Origin of the sequence: Arthrobacter oryzae, assembly GCF_030718995.1 — a bacterium.
Classification (GTDB): domain Bacteria; phylum Actinomycetota; class Actinomycetes; order Actinomycetales; family Micrococcaceae; genus Arthrobacter; species Arthrobacter oryzae_C.
This window is the reverse complement of sequence record NZ_CP132204.1, coordinates 4,610,576-4,627,085: the sequence shown is the minus strand read 5'-3', so window position 1 is coordinate 4,627,085 and position 16,510 is coordinate 4,610,576. Positions and strand designations below refer to the sequence as shown.

15 protein-coding genes and 1 tRNA gene are annotated in these 16,510 nt (G+C 66.6%); 9 read left to right on the top strand and 7 right to left on the bottom strand.

Annotation, left to right across the window (positions count from 1 at the left end; translation table 11 throughout):
* Positions 1-58: 58 nt before the first annotated feature.
* A complete protein-coding gene (gene catA / locus Q8Z05_RS21350; RefSeq protein ID WP_305943658.1) occupies positions 59-922 on the top strand; it encodes a catechol 1,2-dioxygenase in 864 nt (287 codons plus the stop codon).
* 58 nt (positions 923-980) lie between these two features.
* The gene (gene catC / locus Q8Z05_RS21345) at positions 981-1,265 is read left to right on the top strand and encodes a muconolactone Delta-isomerase (RefSeq protein WP_305941499.1); all 285 of its coding nucleotides are present in this window, start codon (positions 981-983) and stop codon (positions 1,263-1,265) included.
* A gap of 55 nt (positions 1,266-1,320) precedes the next feature.
* Here the strand turns inward: catC and Q8Z05_RS21340 are convergent, their stop codons facing one another.
* Complete coding sequence (locus tag Q8Z05_RS21340) at positions 1,321-1,488, bottom strand: hypothetical protein (protein WP_305941498.1); 168 nt, start codon at positions 1,486-1,488, stop codon at positions 1,321-1,323.
* Positions 1,489-1,569: 81 nt separating this feature from the next.
* Between Q8Z05_RS21340 and Q8Z05_RS21335 the strand changes: the two genes are divergently transcribed.
* Positions 1,570-2,538, top strand: coding sequence for a GlxA family transcriptional regulator (locus Q8Z05_RS21335; protein WP_305941497.1), 969 nt, complete (start codon positions 1,570-1,572; stop codon positions 2,536-2,538).
* Here Q8Z05_RS21335 and Q8Z05_RS21330 read toward each other — a convergent pair.
* From Q8Z05_RS21330 to Q8Z05_RS21305, 6 genes are all read right to left on the bottom strand, one after another.
* Positions 2,535-2,846 (bottom strand): protealysin inhibitor emfourin, encoded by a 312-nt coding sequence (locus Q8Z05_RS21330; RefSeq protein WP_305941496.1) that lies wholly within the window; start codon positions 2,844-2,846, stop codon positions 2,535-2,537. The two genes, Q8Z05_RS21335 and Q8Z05_RS21330, sit on opposite strands and share 4 nt — an antisense overlap.
* Before the next feature lie 63 nt (positions 2,847-2,909).
* Positions 2,910-3,953: a M4 family metallopeptidase gene (locus Q8Z05_RS21325; RefSeq protein ID WP_305941495.1), complete on the bottom strand. Its 1,044-nt coding sequence runs from the start codon at positions 3,951-3,953 to the stop codon at positions 2,910-2,912.
* A gap of 113 nt (positions 3,954-4,066) precedes the next feature.
* Positions 4,067-4,139: transfer RNA gene (locus tag Q8Z05_RS21320), tRNA-Arg, on the bottom strand.
* Positions 4,140-4,226: 87 nt separating this feature from the next.
* Positions 4,227-5,738, bottom strand: a complete 1,512-nt coding sequence (locus Q8Z05_RS21315; RefSeq protein ID WP_305943657.1) for an FAD-dependent oxidoreductase — start codon at positions 5,736-5,738, stop codon at positions 4,227-4,229.
* A gap of 5 nt (positions 5,739-5,743) precedes the next feature.
* Positions 5,744-6,616 (bottom strand): FAD:protein FMN transferase, encoded by an 873-nt coding sequence (locus tag Q8Z05_RS21310; RefSeq protein WP_305941494.1) that lies wholly within the window; start codon positions 6,614-6,616, stop codon positions 5,744-5,746.
* 71 nt (positions 6,617-6,687) lie between these two features.
* Positions 6,688-7,152, bottom strand: coding sequence for an FMN-binding protein (locus Q8Z05_RS21305; protein WP_305941493.1), 465 nt, complete (start codon positions 7,150-7,152; stop codon positions 6,688-6,690).
* A 197-nt stretch (positions 7,153-7,349) separates the two neighbouring features.
* Between Q8Z05_RS21305 and argS the strand changes: the two genes are divergently transcribed.
* The 6 genes from argS to rho all read left to right on the top strand — a co-directional run bounded on the left by argS (position 7,350) and on the right by rho (position 16,483).
* The gene (gene argS / locus Q8Z05_RS21300) at positions 7,350-9,014 is read left to right on the top strand and encodes an arginine--tRNA ligase (RefSeq protein ID WP_305941492.1); all 1,665 of its coding nucleotides are present in this window, start codon (positions 7,350-7,352) and stop codon (positions 9,012-9,014) included.
* Between the two features lie 5 nt (positions 9,015-9,019).
* Entirely contained in the window at positions 9,020-10,522 is a 1,503-nt protein-coding gene (gene lysA, locus Q8Z05_RS21295; protein ID WP_305941491.1) for a diaminopimelate decarboxylase, read from the top strand.
* Positions 10,523-11,839, top strand: coding sequence for a homoserine dehydrogenase (locus tag Q8Z05_RS21290; RefSeq protein ID WP_305941490.1), 1,317 nt, complete (start codon positions 10,523-10,525; stop codon positions 11,837-11,839). It begins immediately after the preceding gene.
* Positions 11,840-12,946 carry a threonine synthase gene (gene thrC / locus Q8Z05_RS21285; RefSeq protein ID WP_305941489.1) on the top strand — a complete coding sequence of 369 codons (1,107 nt, stop codon included), beginning with the start codon at positions 11,840-11,842 and terminating at the stop codon, positions 12,944-12,946. It abuts the gene before it with no gap.
* A gap of 2 nt (positions 12,947-12,948) precedes the next feature.
* Complete coding sequence (gene thrB, locus Q8Z05_RS21280) at positions 12,949-13,935, top strand: homoserine kinase (RefSeq protein WP_305941488.1); 987 nt, start codon at positions 12,949-12,951, stop codon at positions 13,933-13,935.
* A gap of 364 nt (positions 13,936-14,299) precedes the next feature.
* Positions 14,300-16,483: a transcription termination factor Rho gene (rho, locus tag Q8Z05_RS21275; RefSeq protein WP_305941487.1), complete on the top strand. Its 2,184-nt coding sequence runs from the start codon at positions 14,300-14,302 to the stop codon at positions 16,481-16,483.
* Positions 16,484-16,510: the final 27 nt, after the last annotated feature.

Below are 16,510 nucleotides of genomic sequence, written 5' to 3'. Positions count from 1 at the left end.
AACCCACACTACGGCGCCTGCACCTAAGCCGGCGCCGGATGAAGAAAGTGAGTCAATGATGACAACCGAGCTAAGCGAATTCGACGCCAAGGCCGCCGAGTCCGGCAGCCTTGCCACGGAACGTTTCCGCGACAGCGGCAAGACGGCGGCACTGGAGGTTCCCAAGGAACGCGTGTCCCTGCTGGCCAACGAGGTGCTGGGCGCTGTCTACGAAACCATCCGCAAGCACAAGGTGAGCTACGACGAGTTCAATGCGCTGAAGGCCTGGCTGATCAGCGTGGGCGAGGACGGCGAGTGGCCGCTTTTCCTGGACGTCTGGGTGGAACACGTGGTTGAGGAAGTGTCCACGGAGGACCGGGAAGGCAACAAGGGAACCATCGAGGGGCCGTACTACGTCCCGGGTTCGCCGCAGCTTCAGACGCCGGCCACCCTGCCGATGCGCAAGGACGAGGGCGGTACGCCGCTGCTGTTCCAGGGCCAGGTCCGGGCTGTCGACGGCACGCCGCTTGGCGGAGCCCATGTGGAGATCTGGCACGCGGACGACAACGGCTTCTACTCCCAGTACGCACCGGGCCTGCCCGAGTGGAACCTTCGCGGCACCGTGGTGGCCGACGCCTCGGGCAACTTTGCGCTGAACACCGTGCAGCCCGCCCCGTACCAGATCCCCACCGACGGCGCCTGCGGCAAGCTCATTGCGGCCGCCGGCTGGCATGCCTGGCGCCCGGCGCACCTTCACCTCAAGGTGTCCGCCCCCGGCTACCAGCTGCTCACCGCCCAGCTCTATTTCGAAGGCGACCAGCACCTCTCCGACGACATCGCCTCGGCCGTCAAACCGGAGCTCGTGCTGAGCCCGGCCGCACGTGCCGGCGCCAGCGGCAATGAAGTCACCTACGACTTTGTGTTGGACGCCGAACGCGCCTGACCGCCACGGGCCCGGTTGTCAGGCGGCAACCGGGCCCCCGAACCAGAAAGGCGAACCCGTGCTTTTTGCAGTGCGTATGGACGTCAGCATCCCGCAGGACATGGACCCGCAGTCCAGGGCCGAGCTACTCGCCACGGAAAAGGCGTATTCGCAGGAACTGCAGCGCAAGGGTGAGTGGCAGAGCATCTGGCGCTGCGTGGGCGAATACGCCAACATCAGTATCTTCGACGTCTCCGGCAACGAGCGGCTGCATGACATTCTTTGGGGGCTGCCGCTGTTCCCGTATATGACGATGGAGATCACGCCGTTGGCGGCACATCCCTCCGACATAGCCCTCGGCTAGGGGCCATAGACGAAAGGACCCGGCTCATTCGTGGGCCGGGTCCTTAGCTGTTTGTTCAGTAGTTCCGCAGCGTGTAGCTGATGCTTGGCAGGTCCAGCGCAGACCATTCGCGCTCCGAACGTTCGGGAGGCGTGTGGCCCCGTCCGTCCTTGAGGAGCGCGGCGACCGTGGCCGACAGGATGACGAGCAACAGGACGATGAGTACAACTCCGATGGTTTCCATGCCCCTATGTTTCTCCCGCACCGGACGACAAAACAGTGGCAGAAATGCCCAAAAAGCTATAATTTCTGCCACAATGGTTACATGCTCAAATCAGTGGCTGTGATCGTTGTTCCCGGCTTCTCCATCTTCGAGTTCGGTACCGCATTCGAGGTGTTCGGCATCGACAGGTCGGAGCGGGGGACCGGTGTGCCGGCTTTCGATTTCCGCGTCTGCACGCCGGAACCGGGTGATGTCCGGCTCAAGACCGGGTTGTCCCTGCACGTCGAGCTGGGGCTGGAAGCGGCCGCGGATGCGGACCTGGTGATCATGGCTCCCTACGGCCATGACCAGGATGTCCCGGAGGAAGTACTGGACGCCTTGCGCGACGCCCATGCCCGCGGAGCCTGGGTGATGTCCATCTGTTCGGGAGCCTTCGCCCTCGCGCGTGCCGGCCTGCTCGACGGCCGGCGCTGCACCACGCACTGGCATTACTCCCCGGAATTGGCCAGCCGGTACCCGGCCGCGCTCGTGGACGAGAACGTGCTGTATGTCCAGGACGGCCGGATCATCAGCAGCGCCGGCACCGCGGCCGGTATCGATGCCTGCCTTCACCTGGTGAGGGTGGAACTCGGCGCTAACGTGGCCGCGAGCATTGCCCGGGACATGGTGGTCCCGCCCCATCGCGACGGCGGGCAGGCCCAGTTCATCGACCGGCCCATTCCGGCCTGCGGCTCACAGCCCATGGAGGAGCTGCTGCAGTGGATGGTCCGGAACCTGGAACATGAGCACACCGTCAACGAGCTTGCGGCGCGGGTGCACATGTCGCCGCGGACGTTCGCGCGCCGCTTCCGTTCCGAAACGGGGGCCACTCCGGCCGCCTGGCTGAACTCCCAGCGTGTGCTGCGGGCGCAGGAACTCCTGGAATCCACGGAGCTCAACATCGACGAGATTGCCCGCGAAGCGGGGTTCGGCCATTCCGTGCTGCTGCGGCACCATTTCGGCAAAGTCCTGGCCACGAGCCCGCAATCCTACCGGCGCGCGTTCCGCGGCCACCTCGAACCCGCGGTCTAGCCCCGGCGCTCGCCGTTCCGTGGGGCCTCGTTCCGTGCGGCTTCGGCCGCTGCCCGGGTGTTGTCGACCAGGACCCGCCACGGTCCGGTGACGGCCTGCTCCGGAAGGGTGGCGCGGCGCTGGCCGGCCTTGATGGAATACGTGAACCTGTCCGGCTGTCCGCCTGCCGCGGAGCGCGGGACGGCATCCCAGGGGCAGGCCTCTACGAGGGGCTCCCAGCGGCTCATGTCCGTGGGCGTGGTGGCCTGGACGCTCCAGACCCGTTTGAGCGCAGCAATCCCGCCGCTGCGCTGGACGGTGATCTTCATGGCCTGGTTCCTGTGCTTCCGGTACTGCCTGGCCGCCGGCTGACTGCTCCGGCGGCGATCCAGTTACAGCTTTACCTTCACAGTTTCCCACGCCTGCCGAACGGCGTCATGCTCGGGAGAGCCGGCGCCGAACAGTTCCGAAGCCGATGCAGCGGTGGCCTTGGCGAACTTGGTGAATGTGGCGTTGGCAGGCAGGGACCCGCCGGTGAGTGTGTCGTACCAGATCCGGCCCGGAGTTTCCCACGCGTTGCCGCCGAGTGCCGACGCCACCATGTAGAACGCGCGGTTGGGGATGCCGGAATTGATGTGCACCCCGCCGTTGTCCGCGCTGGTCCTGACATAGGAATCCATGGAGTCCGGCTGGGGATCCCTGCCCAGCACGTCGTCGTCGTAGGCGGTGCCGGGGGCCTTCAATGACCTGAGGGCTGCGCCTTGCACCTTGTCGGTGAACAGGTTTTCACCGATCAGCCAGCTGGCCTCCGATGCCGGCTGCTGCGCAACGTACTGTTCCACCAGCGCGCCGAACACGTCCGACAAGGATTCGTTGATGGCACCGGCCTGGTTCCGGTAGACGAGTCCGGCCGAGTGCTGCGTCACGCCGTGGGCCAGTTCGTGGCCGATGACGCTGAGGGACCGGGTGAAGCGCTGGAAGATTTCGCCGTCGCCGTCGCCGAACACCATCTGGCGTCCGTCCCAGAAGGCGTTGTCATAGAGCTTGCCGAAGTGCACGGTCGCATCAAGGGGGAGTCCCTGGCCGTCGATCGAGTTCCGGCCGAAGGCCTCGGCGTACAGGCGGTGGGTGTGGCCCAGCCCGTCGTAGGCCTCGTCAGCGGACGAATCGCCCGTGACGGGTTCGCCCTCCTTGCGGACCACCTGCCCGGGCAGGGACTCGGAGGTCTTGGCGTCATACACCGTGCGGTTCGGCGGACCGGGCTTGAGCTGCCGGAGTCCGGAGGGGACGTGCGGCAGCGGCAGCGCCCGGGTCGCCTGGATGGACCTGACATGGAGCAGGGCTTCCTTCGCCGCCCGGGCCACCGCGTACATGCGGGGTTCATGCTGTGCCGCAAGGCGCCGCAGCAGGTAGGGCGGGATGATGGAGCAGTACATGATGTCCCCTTTACTCGTCGGCGATGGAATCAGCCTACGAGGGGGCGCCGACATTGCGAGGGGACACGCCTTAAGCAGGAAACCCCGCCAGCAGGGCTGGCGGGGTTTGTCTGTGCCCTCGATAGGATTCGAACCTACGACCTTCTGCTCCGGAGGCAGACGCTCTATCCCCTGAGCTACGAGGGCAGTCAGGGTTCCTGCCGTTGCCGGCGGGACGTCCTAGAGCTTAGCAGGAAGGTGGCCTCCAATGGAAAATCGGGTCAAAAACAGCTGTCAGTATCCGGCAAACGAGTCGGTGCGGATGCGCCGGGCACCGGCAGCGCGGGCGGCTGCCCGCAGGGTGCGGACGCTGGCGGGCGAGCCGGAGACGAAAACGTCGCGGGCCGCAATGTCCGGAACAAGTTGCTTGAGCGCCGCGCCGTCGAGCCGCTCCGGCGGCCGGGAAACAGTGGCGGCGTCTTCCATGAACGACGGCGGCGCGGAGCCGTCCGAGAGCCTGGCAATGACCCGCGCACCGGACTGATCCAGCGCGTCCGCGTAGGCGAGTTCCGCCGCCGATTTCGCCAGGTACAGGAGGGCGACGTCGCGGGTTTTTGCCGCGCCTGCGGCCAGCTGGGCGAGGTAGGGCGTGATGCCGATGCCCGCAGCAATCAGCAGGACGGGCCCCGCCTGGCCGCGGGGCAGGACGAAGTCGCCGCCCACCGCGGTGGCAGTCACAGAGTCCCCGGGCCGTAGCGCGAGCAGGGCGCGTTTGGCGGCGGACACCGGCTCGGCTGTCCCCACGCCGATGGTCACGTCCCGTGCGTCCGGGGCGCTGGTCAGGCTGAAGACCCGGCGCCGGCCCTTGCCGTCCGACCTGGCGTGCGGAAGGTGCAGTTCCATGTACTGTCCCGGCGCGAACCGGACCGCGCGTTCGGGCCGGAACCGGAATTCCGTCGTCGTCGGCGTCAGGGGCCGCGATTCCTGGAAGTTCAGGCGGACGCCGCCGCGCTGCCCGGCCAGGAAGGCGAGCAGGTTCCCCACGAGCAGCGCCAGTTCGGGCGAATTCGCCACGAAACCCAGGTTGTAGGGCACGGCAAACACCACGCCGACGACGGCGGCGAGCGCCAGCTGCTGCCACCGCCGGGGCGGCAGTGTCAGCGGTTCGGTCAGCATGAACCCCACGAAGAACAGCACAGGACGCTGCGCGAGCGGCTGCCACAGCGACTGGCCTGCGGACATTCCCGCCCGGAGGAGTTCGGTGGCCACTATGGACACGGAAACCGCCGTGAACACGGCGCCCATCAGCAGCTTCCGGGTGCGGTACAGCACCAGCAGGATGCCAGGCACGATGAGGAAGAGCATCGGGGGAGTGGCCGCCCACCACGTGGCGATGTTCAGCCCGGTCAGGCCCGCCACGAAGGCACCCGCGGCTGCAGGATTGAAGATGTGCCGTCCACGCCAGGCCAAGGCGTACTTCGACGCCGATGCCAGGACGCAGGCGATGGCCACGCCAGCCATATCCAGTGCTTTGAAACTTGGCCAGAACAGGAAGTACAACAGCAGGCCGGTGATCAGGGAAGATTCCGAATGCGGCCTGACGCGGAACAGGGCAGCCAGCCCGCGGTTCGAGGCGTACGTGAGTCCCAGGCAGAGCGCCATGTGGGTGAGCATTTCGGGGATGCCGAACGTCAGCCAGCCCAGGACGTTGAGCAACAGGCTGTACCCGGCCACTGCCGCAAGCACCCACAACACCAGGCGGTACATGGTGAAGCGGTTCAGGGTCGTGTCCATCCGCTGGATCATGGAACTCATTCGAACAGCACTCCTTTGAAACCTGCTGAGTAGGCGGCACTTCCGTCCGAGAAGACCGTAAGCCAGGAAAACTCAAAATCCTGCTGAAGCGCCTTGCCGGGCACGAAGAACAGCGCCGTGGCGAGGGCATCGGCTGTCATGGCGTTCTCCGCCAGCGCCCACGTGGCAACCACCGTGCTGACCGGGCTCCCCGTGGTGCCGTCCAGGACATGGTGGAGCCCGTCGCCCCACGCCCGGCGGTTGGCAGCGGACGCGCACAGTGCGCCCGTGCCCAGGCTGATGGTGCCGATGGCCCGGCCGGGATCGTACGGATGTTCCAGGGCCACCGTCACGGGCGCGGGTCCGGAGTTGAGGAGGTCGCCGCTGGCGTCGATGAAGTGCTCGCCGGCGCCCTGCGCGCGGAGTTCCACTGCGAGCAGGTCTGCCAGTTGCCCCTTGCCGGCTGCCCCGACGTCCAGCACCACGGCGGCAGTGGTGGTTAACACGGCGTCCTGCCAGTCCAGCACGTCGTCCCACCGCGGGGCCGGCAGCGGGATGCCGCGCGGCCGGAGCGAATACGCCGGGTCGTAGCCCAGCTGTTCCAGGCTGCCGCCCACCAGCGGAGTCATGGCGCCGTCCGTCAGCCGGTACAGGCTTCGGTACAGGCGGCCCAGCGCACCGGCACCGACCGGCATGACGAAGCGGCCCGGCTGCCTGGCCGCCCGCGCGACGATCGAATCAGTCCTGAAGCGTGACCACGCGGCGTCGTACTCCTCCACCACCGCCAGCAGCCGGCGGCGCTGGCGGGCTTCCAGGGGGCCGGGCGTTGAAACTTCCCAGCTGGTACCGATTCCGTCGAAACTGAACGCTGCCCAGCCCGGGTGCGGCACGTGATCTCCCTCTGACGCGGTGACTCTGACGCAGTGACTTTGACGCTGTAACCCTGACGGGGCGAACGGGCTTACCGGGCCTCCGACTTGATCTTTTCCACGGCCTGGTTGAAGCCGCCGCTGGTGAGCGAGGACCCTGCGACCTTGGACACGGACAGTTCGTCCAGCTTCTTGCCCACAATCTGCGCCGCAATCCCGCCGGCAAACTCGCCCTGGAACTTCCGGGTGTTGGGGTTGGACGGGTGCTGGGTGATGCTCACGTCGGACACGGTTCCGCCGGACAGGGTCAGCTCAACGCCCACCGTTTCCGTGCCGTTGGGCGAAACATAGTTTCCATCGGCACTGTAGGTGCCGTCCTGGTAGCCGGACGCGGCCGACGACGAGCCGGCCGTGCCGTCCGCCGGCGCGCTGCTGCTTGCACCCGTAGTGGACTGGGCGGGGGTGGACTGGGCGGACGGCGCGCAGCCGGCGACGGTTCCGACCAGGGAGATGCCGGCGATGCCGGCAAAGACGCTCTTGCGTACCGGGAAGCTCATGCGGAACTCGTTTCGTGTAGTTGGCGTTTGTACGCGTGCGGGCGGATACAGGAAGGACAACGCTGGAATCAGCGTAATGGTTCAGCCTGTGACCAAACCCTTCCGATTCTGTGAGGTTTCCGGGTTCCCTGCGATTTCCCGGCGTCACTGTCCTGCCTCGATTCCGTGGCTTTGCGGGCCACCGGTAGGCTAGATGCGTGACTCCCGAAGAACTCTCCCTCGCCATATCCGCCTGCCTGAAAGACGCTGTCGCCGCCGGTGAAATCGGTCTTTCCGAATCAGCCGTGCCGGACGAGGTGCGCGTGGAGCGGCCCAAGAACCGGGACCACGGCGACTGGGCCACGAACATCGCCCTCCAGCTGTCCAAGCAGGCCGGCGTCAATCCCCGGGAATTCGCCACCATCCTCAGCGCACGGCTCAAGGGCATCGACGGCGTTTCGGCCGTGGACATCGCGGGCCCCGGCTTCCTGAACATCACGGTCGACGCGGCGGCCGCCGGCGCCCTCGCCAAGGCCATCGTCGAAGCGGGCCGGGAGTACGGCACCAACTCGGCGCTCGCAGGCCACGTGGTCAACATGGAGTTCGTCTCCGCCAACCCCACCGGGCCGCTGCACATCGGCCACACCCGGTGGGCCGCACTCGGTGACTCCATCGCCCGGGTCCTCCGTGCCTCCGGTGCCAAGGTCACCGCCGAGTACTACATCAACGACGCCGGATCCCAGATGAACGTCTTCGCCCACTCCGTGCTGTCCCGCCTGCACGGCCGCGGCGTGCCGGAGGGCGGCTACCCCGGCGAGTACATTTCCGACCTGGGCCGCCACGTCCTGACCGAACACCCGGACATTCGGGAGCTGACCGACGTCGCGGCGCTGCCGGTCATCCGCGGCGCGGCGTACAAGGCGCAGCTGAAGGACATTAAGGACACGCTCGCAGACTTCGGCGTTGCGTTCGACGTCTACTTCTCGGAGCAGGAACTGCACGACGCCGGCGCCATCGAAAGTGCCGTTGCGCGCCTTCGAGAGCAGGGCCACGTGTTCGACGACGGGGGCGCCGTCTGGCTGCGCACCACGGACTTCGGGGACGACAAGGACCGCGTGATGATCCGCGCGAACGGCGAACCGACGTACTTCGCCGCGGACGCCGCGTACTACCTCTCCAAGAAGGACCGTGGCTACGACCAGAAGATCTACCTGCTGGGCGCAGACCACCACGGCTACATCAACCGGCTGAAGGCGATCGCCGCTGCCGCCGGCGACGACCCCGAGGCCAACATCGAGGTGCTGATCGGCCAGCTGGTATCCGTGAACGGCGCCAAGCTGTCCAAGCGCGCGGGCAACATCATCGAGCTCAAGGACCTCATCTCGTGGCTGGGCAAGGACGCCGTCCGCTACTCGCTGGCACGCTTCCCGGCTGACTCACCGCTCACCCTGGATCCCGAACTGCTGAAGAAGCACAGCAACGAGAACCCGGTGTTCTACGTCCAGTACGCGCATGCCCGCTCCCGCGGCGCTGCCCGCAACGCCGTGGCGGCCGGCGTTGACCGCACCGTTGACGGGAAGGATGTCTTCGACGCATCCCTCCTGGACCACGCCACCGAGAACGAACTGCTGTCCTACCTTGGCAGCTACCCCTCCATCGTGGCCAAGGCTGCCGAGCTGCGTGAGCCGCACCGGGTGGCCCGCCACCTGGAGCTCATCGCCGGTGCCTACCACCGCTGGTACGACGCCTGCCGCATGGCGCCGCAGGGCGACGAGCCCGTCACCGACGTCAACCGCACGCGGCTGTGGCTCAACGACGCCACCAGCCAGGTGCTGGCCAACGGACTGGACCTGCTTGGCGTTTCGGCGCCGGAACGGATGTGACCCCCATGTCAGGACAGACCGGGAACCCCTTGAACAACGCATCCCCGCTGGCGCCGGAATGGCTTGCCGTTCCGGCAGACCTGAATGCGCTCCACGAGCCCATGTGGGCCGCCGGTGTTGCCCGGAACAACGCCGGTGAACTCGCCATCGACGGCATTCCGGTCAGTGAGCTCAAGCGGCAGTTCGGCACGCCTTTGTTCGTCATGAGCGAGAACGACTTCCGGGCACGGGCCCGTGCCTTCAGCGACGCCTTCAACGACGCCTTCGCCGACATCTGCGGGGGAGTGGACGTGTACTACGCCGGGAAGTCGTTCCTGTGCACCGCTGTCGTCCGGTGGGTGGAGGAAGAAGGGCTGCGGCTCGACACTGCGTCCGGCGGGGAACTCGCCGTCGCACACCGGGCAGGGATTCCGGGCGCCGACGTCGCCCTGCACGGCAACAACAAATCCGACGCCGAAATCCACCGCGCCCTGGACATGCAGCTGGGCAGGATCGTGGTGGACAGCCTCGCGGAGCTGGAGCGCGTCGCCAAGATCGCCTCGGCCCGCGGTGAAACGGCCAAGGTGATGCTGCGGCTCACCCCCGGAGTGCATGCGCACACGCACGAGTTCATTGCGACGGCCCATGAGGACCAGAAGTTCGGCCTGTCGATGGCCGGGGATTCAACGGATCAGGCCGGCCTGTCTGCTGCGGAGGAGGCCGTGGCTGCCGCCACGAGCTATCACGGCATCGAGCTCCTGGGCCTGCACTGCCATATCGGATCGCAGATCTTCGAACCCGACGGCTTCGCGCTGGCGGCCGTGAAACTGCTGCACTTCCTCGCGGCAATGCAGGAGAAGTACTCCATCGTCCTGCCCGAACTGGACCTCGGCGGCGGATACGGCATCGCCTACACGCCCGTGGACACCCCGCGCCCTCCCGCCGAAATCGCGCAGGCGATGGCCGCCGTCGTGCGTTCCACGTGCGCCGAACTGGGCATCAAGTCTCCCCGCATCTCGATCGAGCCGGGACGCGCCATCGTGGGGAGCACCACCTTCACCCTGTACGAAGTGGGAACGCTCAAGACCGTCCGCGTTGACGCGCCCGCGGCAGCTGGCGGGGAAACCGGTGAAGCCGGCGAATCAGCCGCTGAAAACGTTACGTACCCGCGCCGCTATGTGTCGGTGGACGGCGGCATGAGCGACAACGCCCGTCCGGTGCTCTATGACGCGGATTATTCGGCGGTTGTGGCGTCGCGGACCTCCGACGCTGCGCCGCAGCTGTCCCGCGTAGTGGGCAAACATTGCGAGAGCGGCGACATAGTTGTTAGAGATGTATATCTGCCCGAGGACGTGGCAGCCGGTGATCTGCTCGCTGTACCGGGTACCGGCGCCTACTGCTGGGCCCTCTCCAGCAACTACAACTATCTGGCCCGGCCGGGCGTTGTCGCTGTGCGCGACGGATCAGCCCGGCTGATTGTCCGCGGGGAAACCGAACAAGATCTGCTGAACCGCGACATGGGAGTCTGAATGACTGAATTGCGAACCCTGAAGGTAGCCCTGCTGGGCTGTGGCAACGTTGGGGCCCAGGTGGCGCGGATTCTGATTGATGACGCCGACGCGCTGGCCGCCCGCACCGGAGCCCGCCTGGAGCTTGCCGGCATCGCCGTGCGCACCATCGATGCTCCGCGCGATGTTGAGCTGCCACGTGAACTGTTCACTACCGACGCGGACACCCTCGTCAAGGACGCCGACCTCGTCATTGAACTCATGGGCGGCATTGAACCTGCCCGCACCCTGATCCTCTCCGCCATCGAAAACGGCGCGTGCGTGGTCACCGGAAACAAGGCCCTCCTCGCCCAGGACGGCCCCACGCTCTATGAAGCGGCAGACAAGGCCGGCGTCCAGCTGTCCTACGAAGCGGCCGTGGCCGGTGCCATCCCCATCCTGCGCCCCATCCGCGACAGCCTCTCCGGCGACCACATCACCCGCGTCCTGGGCATCGTGAACGGCACCACCAACTTCATCCTTGACCAGATGGACACCACGGGCGCGCAGTTCGAGGACGCCCTGGCGGAGGCGCAGCGCCTTGGCTACGCCGAGGCCGATCCCACGGCCGACGTCGGAGGCCTTGACGCCGCCGCCAAGGCAGCCATCCTGGCCTCGCTGTCCTTCCACACCCGCTTCGACCTCGAGAACGTCCACTGCGAAGGCATCACGGGAGTCAGCGCGGCGGACATCGCAGCAGCCAAGGACGCCGGGTTCGTCATCAAGCTGCTGGCCATTGCTGAGAAACTGACCGCAACAGACGGAAGCGAGGGCGTCTCCGTCCGCGTGCACCCCACCTTGCTGCCGCGCGAACACCCGCTGGCCGCCGTCCACGGCGCCTTCAACGCCGTCTTCATCGAAGCCGAGAACGCCGGCGAGCTGATGTTCTACGGCCAGGGCGCAGGCGGCACACCGACGGCGTCGGCCGTCCTGGGCGACCTTGTCTCCGCCGCCCGCCGGATTGTCCTGGGCGGACCTGCGCAGACCGAGACCGCCATCGGCCAGGTCCCGGCGCTGCCCATCGATGCCGTCAACACGAGCTACTACATCGGGCTGGACGTCGCCGACCAGCCGGGTGTGCTGGCAAAGATCGCCCAACTGTTCGCGGAGCACGGCGTCTCCATCGAGATCATGCGCCAGACCATCCACCGCGATGCCGACTCCAATGTGGAATCGGCTGAACTGCGGATCGTCACCCACCGCGCAACCGAAGCTGCACTGGCAGCAACCGTCCAGGCCGTGAAGGGCCTCGACGTCATCAATTCCGTTACATCCGTACTGCGGGTAGAAGGAGTCTAAGTGGCTCACCAATGGCGCGGTGTCATCCGCGAATACGCTGATCGTTTGCCCGTAACGGAAAGCACCAAGGTCATTACCCTCGGTGAGGGCGGGACGCCGCTTGTCCACGCGCAGAAGCTCTCCGAGCTGACCGGCTCCACCGTGTACCTCAAGGTGGAAGGCATGAACCCCACGGGCTCGTTCAAGGACCGTGGCATGACCATGGCCATGACCGCCGCAGTAGCCTCCGGGGCCGAGGCCGTGGTGTGCGCCTCCACCGGCAACACCTCCGCCTCCGCAGCCGCCTACGCTACGGCAGCGGGCCTCAAATGCGCCGTACTTGTCCCTGAGGGCAAGATCTCCATGGGCAAGCTCAGCCAGGCGATCGCGCACGGCGCCACCCTCCTGCAGGTGGACGGGAACTTCGACAACTGCCTGGACATCGCCCGCAAGCTGGGGGAGTCCTACCCGGTGTTCCTGGTGAACTCCGTCAACCCGGCCCGGATCCAGGGCCAGAAAACCGGAGCCTTCGAGGTGGTGGATGCCCTCGGTGACGCTCCGGACATCCACGTCCTCCCCGTGGGCAACGCCGGCAATATCACCGCGTACTGGAAGGGCTACAAGGAATACTCCGCGCCTTTCGAATCCGCTACCGCCGGGACCCTCCCCGCCGTGTCCACCAGGACCCCGCAGATGTGGGGTTTCCAGGCCGCCGGCGCCGCACCCTTCGTTGCGGGCCACCCCATCACCGAGCCGGACACCATTGCCACGGCGATCCGCATCGGGAACCCGGCGTCCTGGGACGGTGCCATCGCCGCCCGTGACGAGTCCGGCGGTTTCATCGACTCCGTGACCGACGACGAAATCCTGGCAGCGCACCGCTGGCTGTCCGCCAAGGAAGGCGTCTTCGTCGAGCCCGGTTCGGCCGCAGGCGTTGCCGGACTCATCAAGAAGCACGCTGCAGGTGAGGTTCCGGCCGGCAAGACCATTGTCATCACCGTCACCGGCCACGGACTCAAGGACCCGCAGTGGGCGCTGCGCACCGAGGACGGCAGCGATGTCCAGCCCGTCAAGGTGTCCAACGATGTTGTCACTGTGGCCGCCGAGCTGGGACTGGAAGAAAAATAGCCTTGGAAACCACCCTCACTGTCCCGGCCGAGTCTGCCGAAGGCGCACCGGCGGTCCCGGCCGGGCAGCTGGTTACCGTCCGCGTGCCGGCCACCAGCGCGAACCTCGGCCCGGGCTACGACAGCCTGGGACTGGCTCTCTCGCTGCACGACACCCTGACCGTGGAAACCCTGGGCAGTGGGGAACTGGAGTTCGAACTCAGCGGCGAAGGCGCGGAGACGCTTCCGCGCGATGCCAGCCACCTGGTGGTCAAGGCCATCACCGAGGCCCTGCACCGGCTGGGCTTCCGGCACGAGGGCCTCAGGATCACGGCCGACAACGTCAACCCCCACGGCCGCGGCCTCGGTTCATCGGCGTCAGCCGTAGTGGCTGCGGTCACCGCGGCCAATGCGCTCGTTCCGGAGTCCTCCCGGCGGGGCAAGGACTGGATACTGCAGCTCACCAGCGAAATGGAAGGCCACCCGGACAACGTCGCACCGGCCATATTCGGCGGGCTGGCGCTCTCATGGCAGGACAGTGACCAGTACAGCAGCACGTGCGCCACGGTGTCTGATTCCGTCATTCCCGTCGTCGCCGTACCTGACTACGAACTGTCCACCGAGGCCGCCCGTGCGCTCCTGCCGGCGTCGGTGGGACACCATGCGGCCGCCATGAACTCGGGCCGCGCTGCGCTGCTGATCCACGCACTCACCAGCAAGCCGGAATTCCTCCTGGCCGGGACGGAAGACTACCTGCACCAGAGCTACCGCGCGGAGGCCATGCGCCCCAGCGCTGACCTGATCCGTGCACTGCGCTACGCCGGCCACGCGGCCGTTGTTTCCGGGGCCGGCCCCACCGTCCTGGTGCTCGCCAACGGGGAAGAACAGGCCGCCTCCGTGGTGAACTTCATCGAGGCCTATACCCGGGCCAACACGCCGGAGGTGGGATGGCGCGTGATGAAGCTCGCGGTGGACGTTGAAGGTGCTAAAGTGGGAGTGCACCGGCGGTAATCCCGCAGGCAGTTAGTCAAAAGCAGGCAGTTCGTCAAGAGAACCTGAACCGCAGTCAAAAGAACCCGATGTTGGCCATGGTGCCTGTCTGTTCGTTTGCTGCTTTGACTTCAACTGCGCAACAGTCTCCGGTGCCGCCTGCTTGGTCTGTCGCAGGAATCTGCAGAATCGCTCTGCACCCCTGAACCGTCAGTCCGCCATTCCGGTCTCTTGTTGGAATGTTCGAGGCGTATTAGTATCCGGCCCTGCTGGCCGAATTCCATCCGGCAAGGCCGAAATCCGGCTGCAGATCTGAACTGCAGCCCAGATCAAATCATCGCGTCCAGCTCCCAGTCTGGACGCCGTCGAGGGGGAAGGATCCTTCGTGACCGAAACCACTGAGCTGTCTCCAGCTGTGGACATATCTTCTGCTGCCGAGTCGTCGGCAGCACCCGCCAAGAGCAGCGGCCTTGCAGGCCTTAAGCTCGCCCAGCTGCAGGCACTCGCCAGCCAGCTGGGTATCTCCGGCGGATCCCGCATGCGTAAGGGCGATCTGGTGACTGCCATTTCCGCCCATCGTGCGGGCACTTCGGCCACCAAGGCTCCGGCCAAGGGTGCCGAGAAGGCCGGCGAGAACATCTCGGCACGGGCATCCGTTCCCGCTGCAAGTGCGCCTGCGGCAGGGCCGGCGGCGGAAGCACCGGACTCCGCCGAGGCTCCTGTCCAGGAAGGCACCCGTGCCCGTCGCGGTCGCAGCCGCCGCGCGGTCAGCGACGGCGTTGTCACCGCTCCCGCCACCGAGGCTCCCGCCCCGGAAGCTGCTCCCGTTGAGGCTCCTGCAGCCCAGCCGGCTCCCGAAGCGGGCCAGGCAGCTGTTTCCGAGGGTGCTGCCACCGAAGCTGCAGAGCGCCGCCAGCCCCGCACCCGCAACCGCCGCCGCGGCGAAGCGGCAGCCCAGGCAACGGCTCCGGCCGCGCAGGGCGAGGCCCCGGCCGAGGCACCGGCAGAACAGCGCAGTGCTGAGCAGCGTGGCGGCGAGCAGCGCGGTGCTGAACAGCGCAGTGCTGAGCAGCGTGGCGGCGAACAGCGCGAACAGCGCGGCACGGACCAGGGCGGCGAAGCAGCCGATGCCGGCCAGCGCAACGAACGCCAGTCAACCCGCACCCGTGGCGGCCGCGACGGCGGAGACACCCGCGAGACCCGGGACACCCGCGAGAGCGATGATGCAGACGGCGGAAGCCGCCGTAACCGCCGTAACCGCCGGGACCGCAACGACCGTAACGACCGCTCCGGCGGCCAGGACACCCGCGACAACTCGCGCAACGACCGCTTCCGCGACCGGAACGACCGCCGTCGTGGACGCGCACAGGGACCGGACGTCGACGACGTCGAAGTCACCGAGGACGACGTCCTGCTGCCGGTTGCCGGCATCCTTGACGTCCTGGAGAACTACGCGTTCATCCGCACCTCGGGCTACCTCCCGGGCCCGAACGACGTCTACGTTTCCCTCGCCCAGGTCAAGAAGTACAACCTGCGCAAGGGCGACGCCGTAGTCGGCGCCATCCGTGCACCGCGTGAAGGCGAAGACCGCAGCCAGCAGTCCGCCCGCCAGAAGTTCAACGCCCTGGTCCGCGTCACCTCGGTCAACGGCAAGACCCCCGAGGAACTCAAGGACCGCGTCGAATTTGCGAAGCTCGTCCCGCTGTACCCCTCCGAGCGCCTGCGCCTCGAGACGGACCCCAAGAAGATCGGCCCCCGCGTCATCGACCTGGTTGCCCCGATCGGCAAGGGCCAGCGCGGCCTGATCGTCTCCCCGCCGAAGGCAGGCAAGACGCTCATCCTGCAGTCCATCGCCAACGCCATCACCACCAACAATCCTGAGGTCCACCTCATGATGGTGCTGGTTGACGAACGTCCCGAAGAAGTCACGGACATGCAGCGCACCGTCAAGGGTGAGGTCATTGCCTCCACCTTCGACCGTCCCGCCGACGACCACACCACCGTGGCCGAACTCTCCATCGAGCGCGCCAAGCGCCTCGTGGAAATGGGCATGGACGTTGTGGTGCTCCTCGACTCCATGACCCGCCTGGGCCGTGCGTACAACCTGGCAGCACCGGCCTCGGGCCGCATCCTGTCCGGTGGCGTCGACTCCGCGGCGCTGTACCCGCCGAAGCGCTTCTTCGGTGCAGCCCGCAACATCGAAAACGGCGGCTCGCTCACCATCCTGGCCACCGCGCTCGTCGAGACCGGCTCCAAGATGGACGAAGTCATCTTCGAAGAGTTCAAGGGCACCGGCAACATGGAACTGCGCCTGTCCCGCCAGCTTGCGGACAAGCGCATCTTCCCGGCAGTGGATGTCAACGCATCCGGCACGCGCCGCGAAGAGAACCTGCTTTCCCCCGAGGAAGTCAAAATCATGTGGAAGCTGCGCCGCGTCCTCTCCGGACTCGAAACGCAGCAGAGCCTTGAGCTGCTGACCAACAAGATCCGGGAGACGCAGAGCAACGTCGAGTTCCTCATGCAGGTCCAGAAGACGACGCTTGGTGCGAAGTCGGATAACGACAAATAGCTACGTTCACCGCTCAAAGTGTGCCGG